The 17568-nt window shown below is 68.4% G+C and carries 20 protein-coding genes; 12 read left to right on the forward strand and 8 right to left on the reverse strand.

What is annotated here, in order from left to right:
* Nucleotides 1-90 precede the first annotated feature (90 nt).
* The gene (locus tag BM337_RS00345) at nucleotides 91-1200 is read left to right on the forward strand and encodes a pyridoxal-phosphate dependent enzyme (protein ID WP_089812796.1); all 1110 of its coding nucleotides are present in this window, start codon (nucleotides 91-93) and stop codon (nucleotides 1198-1200) included.
* A gap of 9 nt (nucleotides 1201-1209) precedes the next feature.
* On the opposite strand, the gene BM337_RS00350 is transcribed toward BM337_RS00345, so the two are convergent.
* On the reverse strand, nucleotides 1210-2133 hold the full coding sequence (locus BM337_RS00350; protein ID WP_089812798.1) for a thiamine-phosphate synthase family protein: 924 nt from the start codon (nucleotides 2131-2133) through the stop codon (nucleotides 1210-1212).
* Between the two features lie 129 nt (nucleotides 2134-2262).
* Between BM337_RS00350 and BM337_RS00355 the strand changes: the two genes are divergently transcribed.
* From BM337_RS00355 to BM337_RS00365, 3 genes are all read left to right on the forward strand, one after another.
* Entirely contained in the window at nucleotides 2263-2922 is a 660-nt protein-coding gene (locus BM337_RS00355) for an HAD family hydrolase (protein ID WP_089812800.1), read from the forward strand.
* Nucleotides 2923-3180: 258 nt separating this feature from the next.
* Nucleotides 3181-4521, forward strand: coding sequence for a divalent metal cation transporter (locus BM337_RS00360; RefSeq protein WP_089812802.1), 1341 nt, complete (start codon nucleotides 3181-3183; stop codon nucleotides 4519-4521).
* Complete coding sequence (locus BM337_RS00365; RefSeq protein ID WP_089812804.1) at nucleotides 4518-5093, forward strand: hypothetical protein; 576 nt, start codon at nucleotides 4518-4520, stop codon at nucleotides 5091-5093. The genes BM337_RS00360 and BM337_RS00365 overlap by 4 nt, the downstream gene beginning before the upstream one ends.
* A gap of 32 nt (nucleotides 5094-5125) precedes the next feature.
* On the opposite strand, the gene BM337_RS00370 is transcribed toward BM337_RS00365, so the two are convergent.
* The gene (locus BM337_RS00370) at nucleotides 5126-5362 is read right to left on the reverse strand and encodes a DUF7511 domain-containing protein (protein WP_245778571.1); all 237 of its coding nucleotides are present in this window, start codon (nucleotides 5360-5362) and stop codon (nucleotides 5126-5128) included.
* Between the two features lie 161 nt (nucleotides 5363-5523).
* On the opposite strand from BM337_RS00370, the gene BM337_RS00375 reads away from it, so the two are divergent.
* The gene (locus tag BM337_RS00375) at nucleotides 5524-5943 is read left to right on the forward strand and encodes a VOC family protein (protein WP_089812806.1); all 420 of its coding nucleotides are present in this window, start codon (nucleotides 5524-5526) and stop codon (nucleotides 5941-5943) included.
* Between the two features lie 199 nt (nucleotides 5944-6142).
* Here BM337_RS00375 and BM337_RS00380 read toward each other — a convergent pair whose 3' ends face one another.
* Nucleotides 6143-7408, reverse strand: a complete 1266-nt coding sequence (locus BM337_RS00380; RefSeq protein WP_089812808.1) for a tRNA(Ile)(2)-agmatinylcytidine synthase — start codon at nucleotides 7406-7408, stop codon at nucleotides 6143-6145.
* Nucleotides 7409-7683: 275 nt separating this feature from the next.
* On the opposite strand from BM337_RS00380, the gene BM337_RS00385 reads away from it, so the two are divergent.
* Entirely contained in the window at nucleotides 7684-8655 is a 972-nt protein-coding gene (locus tag BM337_RS00385) for a transcriptional regulator (RefSeq protein ID WP_089812809.1), read from the forward strand.
* 249 nt (nucleotides 8656-8904) lie between these two features.
* On the opposite strand, the gene BM337_RS00390 is transcribed toward BM337_RS00385, so the two are convergent.
* Nucleotides 8905-9153 carry a glutathione S-transferase N-terminal domain-containing protein gene (locus BM337_RS00390; RefSeq protein WP_089812811.1) on the reverse strand — a complete coding sequence of 83 codons (249 nt, stop codon included), beginning with the start codon at nucleotides 9151-9153 and terminating at the stop codon, nucleotides 8905-8907.
* 115 nt (nucleotides 9154-9268) lie between these two features.
* On the opposite strand from BM337_RS00390, the gene BM337_RS00395 reads away from it, so the two are divergent.
* The 3 genes from BM337_RS00395 to BM337_RS00405 all read left to right on the forward strand — a co-directional run bounded on the left by BM337_RS00395 (nucleotide 9269) and on the right by BM337_RS00405 (nucleotide 11411).
* Nucleotides 9269-10180, forward strand: coding sequence for a phosphatase PAP2 family protein (locus BM337_RS00395; protein ID WP_089812813.1), 912 nt, complete (start codon nucleotides 9269-9271; stop codon nucleotides 10178-10180).
* A 74-nt stretch (nucleotides 10181-10254) separates the two neighbouring features.
* A complete protein-coding gene (locus BM337_RS00400) occupies nucleotides 10255-10821 on the forward strand; it encodes a metal-dependent hydrolase (RefSeq protein ID WP_089812815.1) in 567 nt (188 codons plus the stop codon).
* A 155-nt stretch (nucleotides 10822-10976) separates the two neighbouring features.
* Entirely contained in the window at nucleotides 10977-11411 is a 435-nt protein-coding gene (locus BM337_RS00405; protein ID WP_089812817.1) for a hypothetical protein, read from the forward strand.
* Nucleotides 11412-11500: 89 nt separating this feature from the next.
* Here BM337_RS00405 and BM337_RS00410 read toward each other — a convergent pair whose 3' ends face one another.
* Both BM337_RS00410 and pyrE read right to left on the reverse strand, forming a co-directional pair.
* Nucleotides 11501-12934, reverse strand: a complete 1434-nt coding sequence (locus BM337_RS00410) for an NCS2 family permease (protein ID WP_089812818.1) — start codon at nucleotides 12932-12934, stop codon at nucleotides 11501-11503.
* 70 nt (nucleotides 12935-13004) lie between these two features.
* Nucleotides 13005-13556, reverse strand: a complete 552-nt coding sequence (gene pyrE, locus BM337_RS00415; RefSeq protein ID WP_089812821.1) for an orotate phosphoribosyltransferase — start codon at nucleotides 13554-13556, stop codon at nucleotides 13005-13007.
* A 243-nt stretch (nucleotides 13557-13799) separates the two neighbouring features.
* On the opposite strand from pyrE, the gene hjc reads away from it, so the two are divergent.
* Together hjc and BM337_RS00425 are read left to right on the forward strand one after the other, a co-directional pair.
* Nucleotides 13800-14333 (forward strand): Holliday junction resolvase Hjc, encoded by a 534-nt coding sequence (gene hjc, locus BM337_RS00420; protein WP_089812823.1) that lies wholly within the window; start codon nucleotides 13800-13802, stop codon nucleotides 14331-14333.
* A 90-nt stretch (nucleotides 14334-14423) separates the two neighbouring features.
* Nucleotides 14424-15284, forward strand: coding sequence for a DUF4013 domain-containing protein (locus BM337_RS00425; protein WP_177227093.1), 861 nt, complete (start codon nucleotides 14424-14426; stop codon nucleotides 15282-15284).
* Here BM337_RS00425 and BM337_RS00430 read toward each other — a convergent pair.
* On the reverse strand, nucleotides 15278-15916 hold the full coding sequence (locus BM337_RS00430; RefSeq protein WP_089812827.1) for an SWIM zinc finger family protein: 639 nt from the start codon (nucleotides 15914-15916) through the stop codon (nucleotides 15278-15280). The two genes, BM337_RS00425 and BM337_RS00430, sit on opposite strands and share 7 nt — an antisense overlap.
* Before the next feature lie 166 nt (nucleotides 15917-16082).
* On the opposite strand from BM337_RS00430, the gene BM337_RS00435 reads away from it, so the two are divergent.
* Nucleotides 16083-16292, forward strand: coding sequence for a DUF7472 family protein (locus BM337_RS00435; RefSeq protein ID WP_089812830.1), 210 nt, complete (start codon nucleotides 16083-16085; stop codon nucleotides 16290-16292).
* A 40-nt stretch (nucleotides 16293-16332) separates the two neighbouring features.
* Here BM337_RS00435 and priL read toward each other — a convergent pair whose 3' ends face one another.
* Nucleotides 16333-17415 carry a DNA primase regulatory subunit PriL gene (gene priL / locus BM337_RS00440; RefSeq protein WP_089812832.1) on the reverse strand — a complete coding sequence of 361 codons (1083 nt, stop codon included), beginning with the start codon at nucleotides 17413-17415 and terminating at the stop codon, nucleotides 16333-16335.
* Nucleotides 17416-17568 lie beyond the last annotated feature (153 nt).

Raw genomic sequence — 17568 nt, forward strand, 5'->3', positions numbered from 1 at the left:
TCTGACCGTGGTCGTCGTCGGTGCAACTCCCTACCCGATGCCCCACCGGGCGACCAACCCGGCGTCGACACCGACTGGTGAGCACCGCCCGTGAGCGAAGCCAGCTACCGCTGTGACGACTGCGGCGCCGAGTACCCGGCCGACGGCCCCTGGCGATGTGACTGCGGCCACGCGCTCGACTACGCGGACCGGTCGGTGCCCGACGCCGGCGCGCCGGACCCGCTCTCCCTCGACCGGGGTCGCGGCCTCTGGACGTTCGACGCGTTCCTCCCCGTCGAGCGGCGCGTCACACTCGGCGAGGGGTGGACGCCGCTGGTGGACGCCCCCTCCTGGGACGCCCAGTTCAAACTGGAGTACCTGTTCCCGACGGGGAGTTTCAAAGACAGGGGCGCGGCGACGACCGTCTCCCAGGCGCTGGCGCTGGGCGTCGACCGCGTCGTTGAGGACTCCTCGGGTAACGCCGGCCTCGCTATCGCGACATACGCCGCCAGGGCCGGCATCGACGCGGAGATCTACGTCCCGGCGGACGCCAAAGCGGGTAAGCTCCGGGCCATCGAACGCACCGGGGCCGACGTCGTCCGGGTCGAAGGATCCCGGGCAGACGTCACCGACGCCTGTATCGCGGCGGTCGAATCCAGTCCGCCGGCGAGCGAGGGCGGCGCCTGGTACGCCAGCCACGCCTGGAACCCGGCGTTCTTCGCGGGCACCGCGACGTGGGCGCTGGAACTGGCCGCCCAGCGGGAGTGGACGGTCCCCGACGCCGTCGTCACGCCGCTGGGCCACGGAACGCTCTTCCTGGGCGCGTACCGCGGCTTCCGGGCGCTCGAACGCGCCGGCTGGACCGACGACGTGCCGCGACTGCTGGGCGCGCAGGCGACCGGCTACGCCCCGTTCGAGACGGCAGATGTGACGGGTGGCTCTGAGGAACCGACCAACGACGAGGCGGCCGGCATCCAGATCCGGGAGCCGGCCAGGGCCGACCAGATCCGGCAGGCCATCGAGGGGACCGACGGCGCGGTCGCGGCCGTCGACGCCGCGGTGACCGCGGCCGAACGGGACAGGCTGGCCGAAGCGGGCTTCCACGTCGAACCCACCTCGGCCACGGCGACGGCGGCGCTCTCGCGGTTCCGCGAGGACGGTATTCTCGACGACTCCGACGACGTGGTCGTCGCCCTCACCGGCAGCGGCCTGAAAGGATAGAAACCGCCGCTATCGTGCGCTCTCGACCAGGTCCGCCGCGAGCCGCGCGGCCGCCTCCGCCGTCTCCCCGAGGACGAAGGTGATCGGTTCGATGCCGAACGCGCCCTCGTGATAGAGCACGCGTGGTACCTCCCCGCCGCGCGCCGCGAACTGTTCGCGGAGTCGTTCCCCGCGGTTCTCGTACTCGGCGTCGAACGCCAGGGGATCGATCCCACGGTCGCGGGCGGCGTCGAGCAGCGCGTCGTCGGTCGCGAGGTTGACCGCGCCGCGGGTCGCGGGGTCGACGCCCGTCGCCGCCAGCAACAGCGTCGAGACGTGTTTCGAGGCGCCGAACTCGGGATTCGCCGGCACCTCGACGCGGCCGCCGATGGCGTAGATGCGGCCCGGAATCGCGGCGACGTCGGTCGGGTCGGCGGCCTCCGGCAGCGCACCGCCGACGTTCGAGCCGACGTTGGGAACGAACGCGGCCATCCCCGGGCTCGTCGCGAGGACGCGGGCGCCCTTGCGAACGCTCGCGAGCACGTCCCGCTCGGCGCTGAGCACCTGGTCCTGGCCTCGCACGCACAGGTCACAGCCCAGCCCCTGCAGGGCCGGCATCGCCTCCTCGTGGAGTTCGCAGATCGGCCCGCGGTCCTCGAAGGCCCGCACGAGGTCCAGCACCTCGGCGAGCGCGTCGTAGGGGTCCATCTCGCCGCCGGCGAGGCCGTCGGCGACGCGCTCGACGGTCTCGGCAGTCCGCGGGTGGTCGGCGATGCGCGCTTCGACCGGGGGCGCGTCGCCCACGTACTTCGAGACGGCGGCCTGGGTGACGCCGAGGTGGTCGGCGATCTCCTGCTGGGTGAGCCCGCGGTCGGCGAGTTCCCGTGCCAGCAGCACGCGGAGCGTGGGCAACACCTGCTCGACGACGACCTCGCTCGGCAACCGCAGCGACATGCAGCCACGTTGGGCGACGCCCGGTATAAATCGTGAGTGGTCGACCGTGCACACCCACCCGTGTGGCATGTTGGCACGTATAACCCTACTGAATGAAACTCTTATTACGCTGAACTGCGCAGTACGAGTGTGACTTACGATACCGTCGTCTTCGACAACGACGGTGTCCTCGTCGGTCGAACCAGTTTCGACGTCCTGCGGGAGGCGACCCAGGACACGTTCGAACAGTTCGGTGTGACCGACCCGGACCCCGACCACGTCGAAGACATGACCATCGGTGCGACCCCCCGACAGGTCAACGACATCTGTACCACGTACGATCTGCACCCCGACACGTTCTGGCGCGCACGCGACGACACCATGTCGCGTGCCCAGCAGGAAGAGGCACGCGCCGGCCGGAAGACGTTCTACGACGACGTCGACACGCTCGCGGACCTCGACGCCGCGATGGGCATCGTCAGCTCGAACCAGCAGGCCACCGTCGACTTCCTGCTCGACCACTTCGACGTCGGACACCACTTCGGCGCCGCCTACGGTCGCGAGGCGACCATCGAGAGCCTCGACCGCCGGAAGCCAAACTCCCACTACATCGACCGCGCGCTCTCGGATCTCGACGCCGACTCCGCGCTGTTCGTCGGCGACAACGAGTCCGACATCCGAGCCGCCGAGAACGCCGGCATCGACTCGGCGTTCATCCGCCGGCCCCACCGGACGGACTGGGAGCTCAACGTCTGGCCCACCTGGGACATCGACTGCCTGGACGACCTGCACCAGATCTGTAGCGCGTAACGCGGCGACGGGCGCTCACGCGCTCGCAGGCCACACTGGCCGACAGCGACTGCGCCGCTGCTCGTTCCGTCCCTCGCTCCTCCAGACACCTGGCCCGACGAGCGGCCGCTGAACCAACCGCCTGACCGCCCGGCCTGCCGTCAGTCCGGCCGGGTCGACCGCTCTCCGACGCCGATCGTGTTACCGAAACCGAAGATTTCCGCCGTTCAGACGGCCTTTATCGCCAGCTTTTAACGAAACCCCCCAGTGGTACCACCGATGAGTAACGTGACTTCGGCGGAGGAGTCGGCCGGCGTCAGCGAGACGCTCACCGAGTATCTCGGCGAGATGGGGCCCTCCTGGGTGGCGGGAGCCGTCGCCGCCGGCCCGGCGACCATCGGGAGCCTGGTCACCGCCGGCGGGGCGTACGGCTACAGCATGTTGTGGGTGGTCGTGCTTTCGGCCGGGGCGGGGGCGCTCGCACAGTACCTCGCGATGCGGCTGGGCCTCCTGACGGAGCGGGGCATCGTCGGCGTCGTCGAGGACACCCTCGGCGAGACGTGGGCGTGGCTGCTGGTCGCCGACGCCGTCGTGGCCTCGGGCGTGGCGCAGCTGGTGATCATGAAGACCGTCGCAACCGTATCCGCGACCGTAACGGGCGTCGACGCCAGGATCTGGGGCGTCGCCTGGGCCGTGGTGCTCGCCGCCGGCCTCGCCGGCCGGGGGTACCGGTTCCTCGAAGTCGCGGCGAAAGTACTGGTGCTGGGGGTCGTCGTCGCCTTCGTCGCCAGCCTGTTCGTGGTGCCCATCGACGCCGGCGCGGCCGCCGCGGGGCTCGTCCCGAGCGTCCCGCCGGGTGGCGCGCTCGTCGCCGCGGGCATCCTCGGCGGCGCCGTCCACATCACGCTGATCACGATGCACTCCTACACGATGCGCTCGCGCGGGTGGACCCGCGAGGACTACGGCCTGGCGACGTTCGACGTCGGCGCGTCGATGCTCGTCGCCTTCGGCGTCTACAGCCTCGCCATCTTCCTCGTGGCGGCGAGTGTCCTCACCTCTGGCGACCTCACCGCCGTCGGCGCCGCACAGGCACTGGGCCCCGTCGCCGGCGACAACGCACAGCTCCTGTTCCTCGTCGGCCTCTGGGGCGCCGCCGTCTCGACGCTGGGCGCCAACACCATCGTTCCGCCATTCCTGCTTGCGGACAAGTTCGGCTGGGGAACGACGGTCGACGACAACAGATACCGCGCGCTGCTGGTCGGCGTCGCGCTGCTGTCGGCGCCGGGCGCGTTCATCGGCGGCGCGGTGCTGGGCCAGCTCGTCCTCGTGCTCGCGCTCGGGACGGTCGGGACGCCGTTCGCCATCGCGGTCGTCCTCTACCTGTTGAACTCCGACGCGGTGGACGTGCCGAACTCCACCCTCTCGAACGTCGGCGGACTGGCGCTGGTGACCGTCGCCGGTGCCCTGGCGGCCAACTTCGTCCGCGAGCAGGTCGCGGGCGGCGTCACGCCGCTCTCCGGGTTCGTGCTCGCCTTCGCGGTCGCGCTCGGCCTGGCCACCGTCGGCCTCCTGGCGAAGTACGTCACCGAGGAACTCGGAACGGGGTCGCAGACGGCGTGAGCGACCTCCCCTTCCCGCTGGCCGGGTCGACCCTGATCGTCGGCCCGTCGAACACCGGGAAGACGCGGCTCACGGCACGGGCCCTGGAGACGTGGATCGAACGCGAGGGAACCGAGGGTCTGGTCGTCCTGGACTTCGCGCCCGAACTCGAACGCGACGGCCGTCTCCTCGGCGGGCGGCTCGACCGCTTCACGGCGATTCCGGACGACGGCTGGGTCGGGCGGCTGGAAGCGCACGCGCCGCGCGCGTCGGCCGGCAGTCAGTCTGACGCCGTCGCGCTCGCCGAGGAGAACGCGGAACGAGCGGACCAGCTTCTCGACGCGGCGCCGGCCGAGCCCCGGGCCGTCTTCGTCAACGACGCCACGATTCCCCGGCAGCACGACGCCGACGCGCCCCACCGCGTCCGCGACTACTGCGACCGGGCGGACGTGGCCGTCCTCAACGCGTTAGAGAGCGACGAACTGGGAGCCGACCATCCGGTCTCCCGCGTCGAGCGGGCGACGGTCGCGGCGCTCCGGGAGTGGGCGACGCGGACTGTTTCGCTGAGCCGTGGCTCACCAGCGGGAGAGTGACCGAGTAAGAAGAGAGACCGGGCGAGGCGACCTCACCGCCACTGTGCGATGGAGACGACCAGGTCGTGGTTGGCGGCGAGCCAGCAGGTCTCGGCGGCGGCCTCGTCCGCTTCCTCTTCCGGATAGAAGATGCAGCGACGTGACCCGTCGGCGCGCGGCTCGACGACGGTCGACAGCGGGTACTTGGGGAACTCGTCCTGGGGCAGCGGCGAGGTCGGTCCGCTCTCCATGAGCGGGTCGCGTGATTCGGATGGCGGCTCGTGGCTCATCGACAGCAGCTTGCAACTACAGAGGCATTGTTATCTGGCGTCTACCACCGTTCACGCGGCGTTATCGTTACTGAGTCAATCATTCGATCCGACATATCGAAGTGATAAGGTACCCGGCGACGACCGACACGGCTTTTCGCCTCGCCCCCGCTATCCCACGCGTGACCGACCTCACCGCACACCACGTCGGAACGACCGTCTCAGACCTGGAGCAGGCCGTCGAATTCTATCGCGACGTCCTGGGCTTCGACGTTCTCACGGAGTTCGAGAGCTCCGGAGAGTCGTTCGCAACCGGCGTCGGCGTCCCGAACGCGACCGGAAAATTCGCCCACCTGGACGCCCAGGGAGTTCGCGTCGAGTTGATCGAGTACGACCCCGCGGGCGAACCCTGCACCGCCGAGAGCGTCAACCAGCGCGGGGCCAAGCACCTGGGCTTCGAAGTCGACGACGTCGGCGCCTTCTACGAGTCGCTGCCGGACGACGTGGAGACCCTGAGCGAGCCACAGACGACGCCCACGGGTGCCCGGATACTGTTCATCCGCGACCCAGAGGACAACCTAATCGAGATAATAACTCCCTAAACGGAAGGGCTCGCGATGTTAGGCGATCGATCATCGCCGCGATCACCGCTCGGGATACGTCGGCGCGTCGAAGCCACCCCGGACCAGCGGTTTCGCAACCACCTTTTTCTTCGTCGGGTCGCCTGCGGCGACCACTCCTCGAAAAATCTGGACCAAAAAAGGCGCGTGCTCGCCACAGGCTCGCACGCGGTCGAATTACTCACCGCTCGGGATACGTCGGCGCGTCGAAACCACCCCGGACTAGCGGTTTTGCTACGTGCCGGCGCGCACACGGCGGCACCTCGTACCAGCCGACCTCGAGGTCCCGCTCCAGCCGTCGTTCGGCCTTCTCGGCCTGTGACGTGCCACAGTCCCGGCAGCGATACCCCTGATCCCGCCCGGCGCTCTCCATCGACCGGCCGCAGTCGGGACAGGTGGGCGTGACGCGCTCGACTGTCACCAGGTCGCGCACGGCGAACTTCTCCAGTTTGAGGGTCCCGTCGCTCACCTCGCCGCAGGCGGTGACCCGGTCGCCGACGCGGAGCGCCCGGACCCGGTCGCGGAATCGCTTGGTCGGTTCGAAGGCCGCGCAGGCAAGGGTGTCGGTACCATCCCGAATCGCGGTGAAGACGTGGCCGCCAGCGCGGGTCTCCGGCGGTTCGCAGACGGTCCCGTCGACCCGGTAAGCACCGCCTTCCATCGCGTTGGCAAGCGTTTCGTCCCGGAGGTGGGCGTCGGTCCCCTGGTTGGTCACGAACAGGTGACGACCCGCGACCGGTTCGCTCTCGACCGCGTCGGCGACCGCCCGGACCGCCGCCGGGTCGTCGCCGCGGATGCCGTGGAGGATCGGACAGGGCGTCCGCGGGACGGCGACGGCGTACCTCTCGCCGCGGTCGACCGTGTCCCAGGCCTGCGGGTAATGCTCGTCGGCCGCCGCGAACAGCGACTCGTCGTCGACGTCCCGTTCGGTTCCCCACCGCTCGCGCTCCCGGTAGGAGATGCACTCGCAGGTCCAGTCGTCGAATGCCCGCCAGGCGCCGACGGCGGCCAGGGCACCGACGAGTCCCCGGCCGTTCCCCTCGGCGACGGCGGCGAACCCAGATTCGTCGATCAGGCCGCGTGCGTCGTCGATCGACAGGAGTTCTCGAATGGCTCGGCGGGAGTGGTCGGCGACCGGGTCCGGGACGGCGTCCGGGCCGCAGTCGGCGACGACCGCCCCCGGATTGGTCTTCGGGTCGTCGATTTCGGCCATCGCCAGGACGTCCTCGACGAGTCCCAGTGCCGTCGCAGCGTCGAGGTCGCAGTGGACCGCGAGCGCAGCGTTCCCTCGCGTCTTGTGTTCGACGGCGGGGTTGAGGCGGACGAGGAGCGTTCGCTCGACCGTCCCGCCAGCGGCCGCTACCCGGTCGGCCAGCGTGGCCGCGGCGTAGGTCGTACACATCCCCGAATCGCGGGAGTCCGTGTCGTCCAGTCCGATGACCGTCACTGGCGAGAGGTTGTGTGTGCCCCGCCTTCCGGGTTTCGTCTATCGATGGCCGCGAAAGCGGTCGAGAAGATTTCCGCTGGTAGCAGCCCTACCGGCCACCAATAACGATCGAATGGAGCGGCCAGGCCTCCCCGGACACTTACCTCAGCTAGTTCTCAGACGACACGTCAACGTATAATAACGTATCGTAGGCCGCCAGAAAAACCGCGGTACAGCGCCCATATCACCGGCGCAACGCATATATGGGGCGAGTTACTTATACTCTCTAGAGGCACATGTCACGGTCAGCACTGGTGGAGAACGTCACCGCGATGCTCACGGACGCCGGATTCCTCGTGAGCGACCGGTGTGCGATCCGCCCCAAGAGCTTCGACGTCGCCGCCCGCCGCGGCGAGGACGTCCTGCTCGTGAAGATTCTGGCCAACATCGACGCCTTCGACGCCAGCACGGGCGCCGAGATGCGTCGACTGGGCACCTACCTCAACGCGACGCCCATCGTCATCGGCCTGCGGACCCGCGACGAGGACCTGAAGCCGGGCGTGACCTACTTCCGCCACGGCGTGCCGGTCCTCTCGCCGGACACGGCGATGGAGCTGTTCGTCGAGGAGGTGCCGCCGCTCATCTACGCCGCGCCGGGCGGCCTGTACGTCAACATCGACAGCGAGGTGCTCGCGGACGCCCGCGAGGACCGCGAGTGGTCGCTGGGCCGCCTGGCCAAGGAGCTGGGCGTCTCGCGACGGACGGTATCGAAGTACGAGGACGGGATGGACGCCTCCGTCGAGGTGGCGGCCGAACTCGAGGATCTGTTCGAGGAGCCGCTCACCTCGCCGGTGAGCGTCCTCGACGGCGCCGAGGAGATCCGCGACGAGGAGGAGACGCCGGCGGACCCCGACGTTGCCCCCGAGGACGAGGGCATCGTCACCGTCTTCACCCGCATCGGCTTCGACGTCCACCCGACGGATCGGGCGCCGTTCAAGACCGTTAGCGAGAACGAGCACCGCCGCGAGCAGATGCTCACCGGCCACTCCGAACTCACCAAGACCGCCGAGAAACGCGCCCGGATCATGTCCTCGGTGGGCCACGTCACCCGCACGCGGTCGGTGTACGTCGTCGAACGCGCCAGCCGCGAGTCCGTCGACGGGACCGCCCTCGTCGAGGAAGAGGAGATCGAGGGCATCGAGGAGGCCGACGAACTGCGGGACCTCATCCTCGACCGGTCGGGCGACCCGGCCGAAGAGTCGGCCTGAGACCGGCGCCGACTGATAGTGGTGGTTGTAAGCCCGTACCGAGTAGGACACGACGCTAAAGGCCAGCGACGAGTTGTTTCACAGTGATTCGCGTAGCCACCGCTCCCCATCGGTTGCAGGCGGTGATGAAGCGAGTCGGACCGCCGGGAGTAGTTCGAAAGCGCGCTCCGCGAGTCAGGCCGAGGCGTCCGACTCGCGGGTCGTTCCTCCCCGCTCGTCTGTAAGCTGGTTCCGACCGGAGGGACCAGCCTAGCTCCCGTACTCTTCTTCCAGATACGCCACGATGTCGTCGGACTCGGCCATCCCCTCGACGTCGTTCTCGGGGTCGACGAGCACGGGGACGCCGGTCTGGCCCGACACCGCCTCGACCTCGGTCCGCTCGGAGTGCGAGCGCGGGACCATGTGGGAGTCGTACTCCAGGCCCAGTTCCTCCAGCTTGTTCACGACCTTCGCACAGTACGGGCAGCCGTCGAGTTCGTAGAGTTCGAGGTTCGCCATCGGCGGTACGTTGGACGCCGAGTCCTATCAGGCCCACGGTGTGTTGCGCGGGCCGTACAGGACCGATCGAGACAGTGCGGGGATTTAACACTGAGAGAGGCATCCACCTTGCAACGTGGCGCTAAACGGACGCGGCGTCGGCATCACGGAGTTGCTCCACGGCTACGCCGAGTGGCCGGTGCTCGTCCTCTTCGCGCTGGTGACGCAACTCGGCGACGTCTGGTTCCTCTTCGCCCTCGGCAGCGCGCTCTACGTCGCCGGCGAGCGGCTCCCGCGGTGGGGGATCGACCGCCGACGCGGGCTGTTCGTGCTGGGGCTCGTGCTGGCCTACGTCGCCCTCATCGGCGTGCTGAAGCACGCGTTCATGCTCCCGCGCCCGCCCGGTGCCAGTGAAGCGCCCGCGCTGGGGTGGATCCCGGCGGTCCTCCAGCCGGTGTTCGCCGACATCGCGACGGGACACGGCCCCGGCTTCCCGAGCGGGCACGCGCTGGGCACGACGATGGTCTGGGGCGGCGTCGCGCTGATACTCGACCGGGGAACGCGGCGGAGCCGGCTGGCGGTCGCGGGAACGGTCGTCGCCCTCGTCTCGCTCTCGCGGCTCGTCCTCGGCGTGCACTACGCCGTCGACGTGGTCGTCGGCGTCGCCCTCGGCCTGCTCGCCCTCGGCGCGCTCTACCGGTTCTCCGACGGCGGCACCGAGCCCGGTCTGGTGCTGCTGTTCGCCGTCGCGGCCGGGGTGCTCGGGCTGTTCACCGGGTTCACCTTCGACAGCGTGACGGCGCTCGGCGGGGCGCTCGGCGCCTGGGTCGCGTGGCGCGCCGTCGCCGAGGCGACGGCCGCACACCCCTCCAGCGGGCGGGAAGTGATGGCGGCCGTCGCCGTGCTCGCCGTCGCCGCCGCGCTCTTCGGCGCCGTCTACGCGCTCACCCCCGGGCTCGTCGTCGCGTTCCTCGGCGCCGTCCTCGCCGGCGGCGGCGCCGTCGGCGCACCGGCCCTGGGCGACCGCCTCGCCCACACCCGGTCGTGAACGCGACACGGTCCCAACCGTGCCAAATGGATTAGGCGTGCGAGCCTTCCGCGCGAAGCGCGTATTTCGCGGGTATGGTCGACGTCGTTGGCCACCTCGGCATGGCGCTGCTCTGGCTCGCGCCCGTCTGGTACTACGTCGAGCACCGACGGACCGCGGCGCTGGTCGTCGCCGTCGGATTCTGGTTCGGGATGTTACCGGACGTCGACCTCGTCCTCTCGGAGTGGGCCGCGGGCATCCACCACCACGGCCTCCTGCACACCGTCCTGGTCGTCACGGTACTCGCCGCCGCCCTCGGCCCGCTCGTCGGAATGCTCTTCAGACGCATCGGCGACCGCACCGGCTGGGTCTCCGTGCGAGCGCAGGAGAAGGCCCTCCAGATCGGTTTTCTCACCGTCTGGGTCCCCAGTCTCGCGCACATCTTCGCCGACATGCTCTCGGCGCCCGACGTCTCGACGCGGATCGAACCCCTCTGGCCCCTCGTGAAGGGCCCGGTGGTCATGATGGACGTCCTCTGGTACCAGTCCTGGTGGGCGACGTGGGGGTTGTTGGTCCTTGGCGTCTCCGTCAACGTGCTGGCCTGGAACTGGACCGACGGTCGAGAGGAGTCGTCGGACGAGGTCGCTGATGCAACCGGTTGACTGTCGACGCGTGACTGGTCAGCAGGGCGAACCGACAAAGCGCGTCGAGACGATATCGGACGGAATCACCGCACGGGGAGCAGTTGCCCAACCGGATGCCACGTGCTTTTGAACGAAAGAGGTCGAATAAAGTATTGACAACCCGTTTTCAGAATATGCATCACGGTCGATTCAAGCGCGTGCTCGAGTTTTTCGTCGTCGGGCTCGTCTTCGGCGTGACCGAAGACATTCTCGCAGTCCTGATCGCTACCGATGCGGAACTCACGACCGACATCGTCGGCGTGGTGGTCCTGATCGCGATTCCGTTCGCCGTCGTCTCGGAGCTCATTGTCGACCACCCGAAGTTCCTGGCTTTCGATAGGCTATCGACGGTAGTGAATTCGTCAGTTTTCGGTCGGGACGACACCCGGCACGGGAACGCGCCCGGTGACGTTCAGCGAGAAACGGCACCGCGGCCACGCCAGCAGTATTTCTGTGACATCTGTACCACCGAGTTCGAGACGGGAGCGGTACTCCAGGAGCATCTCGACCGCCGCCACGCCGGTGTACAGATCTACTGGTCCGTGCACGCCGACGATGCGGGGTACTAGCGCCGTGTGACGTTCACTTCGAACCCAGACTGAGCGAACTCTCGCGACGAGCGACCGACCGAAGAGCCCCAGCGAACTCCAGAACCGAACTACCCCAGGACGCCGCCGGTGCGGACGAAGAAGTAGACGACGAACAGGGCCGCGAGCACCCACTGGCCGGGGCGGACGTCACGCCAGTCGTCCTGGGCAGCCTTGACGATGGGGTAGGAGATGATGCCGGCGGCGATGCCGTAGGCGATGGAGAACGTGAAGGGCATCACGATGATGGTGAGGCCGGCGGGGATGGCGTAGGTGTAGTCCTGCCAGGCGATCTCGACGACGTTCTGGAGCATGACGATGCCGATGACGACCAGGACGAGGTGGGAGGCGTAGGTCGGGACCGCCGCTGCGAGGGGGACGACGGCGAGCGATGCGAGGAAGAGCAGCGAGACGACGAGGGCGGTCAGGCCGGTGCGGCCGCCCTCCTCGACGCCGGTGGCCGACTCGATGTACGTCGTCACGGTGGAGGTGCCGAGCATGCCGCCGACGGTGGTGCCGACCGCGTCGGCCATCAGGGGCTTGTCCATGTCGGGGAGGTTCCCCTCCTCGTCGAGGAAGCCCGCGATCTGGGAGACGCCGGTGAGCGTGCCGGCGGTGTCGAAGAAGTCGACGAAGAAGAAGGTGAAGACGATGAGCGCGAAGGAGAACGCCTCGACGTTCCCGAGACCGTCGACGAACGCGCCGGCAAGCGGCGCGATGTTGTAGCTGGCGGCGTCGTAGACGATGGGGACGTCGGGGGCGAGGGGGATGTTGTCCTTGAGGATGACCCCGCCGGGCACCTCGTCGGCGGGGAACGCCGAGAAGCCCAGCGCCGAGGCGGCGTAGCCCATGATCGACGTCAGGACGATGCCGAGGACGACCGACCCGCGGACGCCGCGGGCGTACAGCGCCAGCGTGACGAACAGGCCGATCACGGAGACGACGGCGACCGGGTCCGAGGCGAAGACGGGACTGAAGGTGAGGAAGGTGGCCGGGTCGCCGGCGACGACGCGCATCTCTTCGAGACCGATGATGGCGAGGAACAGCCCGATACCCGCGCCGACCGCGAGTTTGACGGGTTCGGGAAAGAGCCGGATGACGTACTCGCGCGCGCCGACGGCGGTCAGTGCGATGAAAACGATGCCCTCCACGACGACGGCGGCCAGCGCCGTCTGCCAATCGACCCCGAGCGCGCCGACGACGGTGAACGCGAAGAAGGCGTTCAGCCCGAGGCCGGGCGCCTGCCCGAACGGTCTGTTGGCGTAGAACGCCATCACCATCGTCGCCACCGCGGCGGCGATGATCGTGACGACGGCGATCATCTGGAAGGTCCTGTCGGGGCCGATCCCCGCCGGCTGGATAGCGGTCGAGAGGATAGTCGGGTTGACGACCACGATGTAACTCATCGTCAGGAACGTCGTCAACCCGGCGAGCAGTTCAGTCCGGACGTTCGTGTCGTGTTCGTCGAGGTCGAACACGTCGTTCAGCGTGTCTCCCACGGCCATGTTACCGGTACATGCACGGACCCCCTCTTATCGCTACTGGGATGGGCGAGAAATGCTCGGTCCGCCGATACTAGGCCGCGTCGACGTCGTCGGGCGCGTCGGCCAGCAGCTCGGAGGCGGTGACCAGCGACGCCAGTTCGAGACCGCTGTCGGCGAGGTTCTCGCGGGCGCCCTCCTCCCGGTCCACCACGACGACGACGCGGGAGACTTCGGCGCCCGCCTCCCGCAGCGCCTCGGCGGCGTCGACGGCGCTCTGGCCCGTCGTCGCGATGTCTTCCAGGATGACGACCTCCTCGCCCTCTTCGAGATTCCCTTCGATGAGGTTCGCCGTCCCGTAGTCCTTCTGCTGTTTGCGGGCGATGACGTAGGGCCGCCCCGTCTCGACGCTCGTGACGGCGACGAGGGGGACCGCCCCCAGCGCCACGCCGGCGAGCTTCTGGTCGCCCAGCGCCGCCAGCCGCTCGGCGAAGGCCTCGGCGACGAGTTCCAGGCAGTGGGGATCCGTCTCGAAGACGTACTTGTCGACGTAGTAGCTGCTCGTGCCCCCGTGGGAGAGCTCGAACTCGCCGTACCTGACGGCGTCCGCGTCGCGAAGGGCCGCGATGAGTTCGTCGTTGGTCATAGGGTAGCCTGGGGGTGGTGTGAGGTAAAAGGGTGGGAAAGCGGGGCGCCGAGAGCACGGCGCCGCCAGAACCCGAACGGCGAGCCCGCCTTCACTTTCGCTCCGGTCCCAACAGGGCTAAACGCCCCGAGTGCAAGCACTCGACAGATGCCGGATTCGAACGCGAACGAGGACCGCCGGACCGCCCGCTTCCATCGACTTTCGAACGACGCGCGGACCGGGAGCGACCGCTGAGGACCGACGATGTCGAACTCGAACGCGAAAGGCGACAGGCGGGAACGCGAACTGGTCAACGCGCTGGACGAGGCGGGCTTCGCCGTGATGCGGGCGCCGGCCAGCGGGTCGGCCACCGAGCGCGAGCTCCCGGACGTGCTGGCGGGCGACGGCGACACCTTCTACGCCATCGAGGCGAAATCCAGCGCCGGCGACCCCATCTACCTCGACGGCGAGGAGATCGACGCGCTGCTCTTCTTCTCGCGAAACTTCGGCGCCAAACCCCGCGTCGGCGTCCGCTTCGACCGCGAGGACTGGTACTTCTTCCATCCCGGCGACCTCTACATCACCGACGGGGGGAACTACCGCGTCAAGAAGGAGACGGCCGTCGCCGAGGGGACGGACTTCCCGGAGTTCGTCGGCGACACGCGCAAGGTGACCCTAGACGAGATCGAGGAACGGCGGGCGGCCGACGACGAACCCGACCAGGCGACACTGGACGTCCTCTCGGCGCTGGAGCGCGGAGACCTCTCCGTCGAGGACGCCGCGGCGATGTTGCAGTGACGGTTCTTCGATACGCAGCGGCCAGGCGAACGCTCACGGGAGGCGACTGACGGGAAACTGGTTTGTACGGGCGGCAGAATGTCGTCACAAATGGCTATCGACTACGAGGACGCGTTCGGCTATCCGCTCCGTGGGGACGGGACACTGAAGCGATTTCTCGTCGGCGGCGGGGTGCCGTCGCTGTTGACGCTGGCGTTTTTCGCACTCCTCGTGCTCTCCATCTTTCTCGCACCGGTCGCCATCCTGATCCTGTTGCTGGCGCCCGCCTGGCTGGCGGTCGGCCTCGTCCTCGCCGGGTACTACGTCCGCGTCGTCAGGGCGACCTACGCCGGGAACGAGGACCCGCCAGCGTTCGGCGACTGGAAGGAACTGCTCGTCGACGGCGGCTACTCCGTTCTCGTCGGGCTGGGGTACGCGCTCCCGCTGGTCCTCCTGGGCCTGGTCGTCACCGTCGGCTTCGTTGCCCTGGTCGGTGGCGGCGCGGCGATGGGCGGGTCGGACGTGGAGACGACCGTTGCCGCCCTCGGCGTGCTCTCGCTGCTGGTGTTCGTCCTCCTCTCCCTGCTGGCGATGGCGTACTCGCTGGCGGTGAGCTATCTGTATCCGATATCCGTGTGCATCTACGCCGACACCGGCGACGTCCGGGCGGCGTTCTCGAAAGAGCGCCTGGTGCCGGTCGCGAAGTCGAGCGACTACGCGATGGCGTGGCTCGTCCAGGCCGGCGTCCTGTTCGGGATCCAGACGTTCGTCGGCACGCTGACCGTGATACTGATCGGCTACCTCCTCTACCCGTTCCTCCCGTTCGCGACCTTTTTCGTCACGGTGGCGGCGTTCTACACGTTCGCCAAGGCCTACCAGAACGAGAGCGCAACGATGGGGACGAGTGACACTGCCCGAGACGACCCGACGGTTCGAGAAGATAGCCAGCTCGGGAGCGAGACGGGCTACTGAACGAGCTCGGCGTCGTCAGCCAGTTCCAGGCGCGAGAGCGGGAACGAGTAGCGCCTGTCCCGGGTCCGCCGGCGCGTGACGTCGCTCAAATAGCTCGCCTCGACCACGAGGTCGTCCGTCGGGTATCCCTCGTTGGTCGGGTAGTCGGCCACGGTGGTGTCGGCGGCGTCGATGGCGACCTCGTCGGCCCGCCGGTCGGTGACGGCCCGGACGACGAGGCGGTCGCCGGTCTCGCGGTCGAAGACCACGTCGCCGGGTTCGAGGTTGCACGCGGGACAGAGGTGAGGACCGGGCGCGTCCTCCTCGACGAACGTCTCCGCCTCGCAGGAGTCACAGCGCGCCAGGGTCTTGCCCGGCGGGGGCACGCGATGGGAGGTTATCTCGATGGCGACGCGGCGCAGGTGCTTGCAGTGCTGGTGTCGGATCCGGTTGTCGGGACACGTACACGAGCGCTCGGGCAGGTCGACGACGTACGTCGCGCCGCTCTCGGCGTCGACGGCGTAGCGGCCCTCGCCCAGCGGCCGGACCGCCATCCGCTCGGTCCAGGCGCGCGCGGCCCGGTCGTCGAGCCGGCGAAGGTCCGGTGCGAGTGCGGTCTTCCGGGTGTCCGTGTGGGGTTCGATGAGCGTCATAGCAGTACGGACGCGGCTGTCTTTGCGTCGGCGTCCAGTCGAAAGATAGGTGCTCGACGAGCCTAAATGTCTCGGTGGAATCGCAAGAGGGCACCGTGATCCGGGGCTGATCGAGGGACAGCCACCCTTCGAAGCGCTTTTGGCCAGGCCGGAAAAACGGCAGGGCATGGACGTTGATCGGGAGACGGTCTACCAGCTCCTCCTGGCGGGCGGTGCCGTGACGCTGTTTATCGCCGGGGCAGTCTACGTCAGTTCTAACTACGGGGCCAACGGCAGCCTCACCGCCGAGGGCGGGACGATGCTCGTCGGCGTGCTCGGCCTCTTCATCGTGCTGATGCTCGGCGCTGGCCTCTTGCTCGAACGCATGGAGTTCTGAACGGGTCGTTGCCGCGGTCGGCGCCCCGTCGCTCTCTCCGTCAGTCTGATTCCGACTTCGCTTCCTGGGCGTCGCGCCAGTCTTCGAGTTCGTCGTCCTCGGCGTCGTCGATCTTCTTCTCGTAGTAGGCCATCGGATGCGAGATGGTGTCACAGAGGTCGTCCGGGTTGATGCAGTCGCCGTAGGACTGCATCGTCGCACACGAGGGCGTCGAGTACTCCGTCGGGCTGGTGTCGCCGCGGATGTGGTCGACCTGGTAGCGCGTGGCGTCCTCGCCGAAGCCCGGGTTGACCTGGAACAGTTCGACGATCTCGTCGGTCGTCATCCCGATGCTCGTGAGGAACGTGGCGATGGCAAAGCGCGAGTGGTGTTCGAGGTGTTCGCCCTTCTGGACCTTGTCCAGCAGCGCCTGCATACAGGGCGGGAACAGCTCCGGGACGACCGTGTCGATGTCGCGGGTCAGGTCCAGGTCGGCGAGCACCTCCTGGACGCGCTCGACCTCGTCGGTGAGTTCGTCGGCGATGGCGTCGGGCACCGAGAACGGCAGGCCGTCGTCGATCCGGTGGCGGATCGCCTGCTTCAGCAGGACGTGGAGCTCCTGCTCGGTGACCGGGACCTGGCCGTCGGTGAGCGGCCGGTTGACCAGCCGCCACTCGTCGCCCCACTGGTCCGCGGCCAGGTCGAGGTACGCGCCGACGTCGACGCGGTAGCCGTCGCCGTCCGGGTCCTCGTGGACGGAACTCGTCAGGTCGAACTCGGCGAGCAGGTCGGCGAGTCGCAGCCGCTCCGTCCGGGTGCTCTTCAACTCGTCGTCGGCCGCGAACTCCTCGCCGAAGCGCTCGCGGGCCGACTCGGCCTCGGCCTGGGCGTACTTCCGGGTGCAGACGTGGGCGTCGACGAGCGAGACGAGGACGCGCGCGACGGGATAGGAGAGCAACTCGACCCGCGTCCGGCGGTGTGGCTCGCCGACGCTCCCGTCGGTGATCGCCCACTCGACGCGCTCCAGCGCGCGCTCGACGACGTCGTCCTCCGTCGCCACGACCTGCGCCAGGTCCACGCCAGCAGCGTCGACGGCCTCCCGGGCCGACTGGAGGAACGGGTAGCGCGCGTGGAGTGGTTGCATCGCTATGTCGTTACGCGTACTGATGAATAAATGTAGGCACGTCGCCCCCGTCTCACCAATACGTATGACAGACAGGTGAATAGGACGACGACAGACCGGGCGTGAACGGCAAAAGCGTCTGTGAGACGTCGACGACCGCGACGACGAACCGGA

Source organism: Halomicrobium zhouii, assembly GCF_900114435.1.
Lineage (GTDB): Archaea > Halobacteriota > Halobacteria > Halobacteriales > Haloarculaceae > Halomicrobium > Halomicrobium zhouii.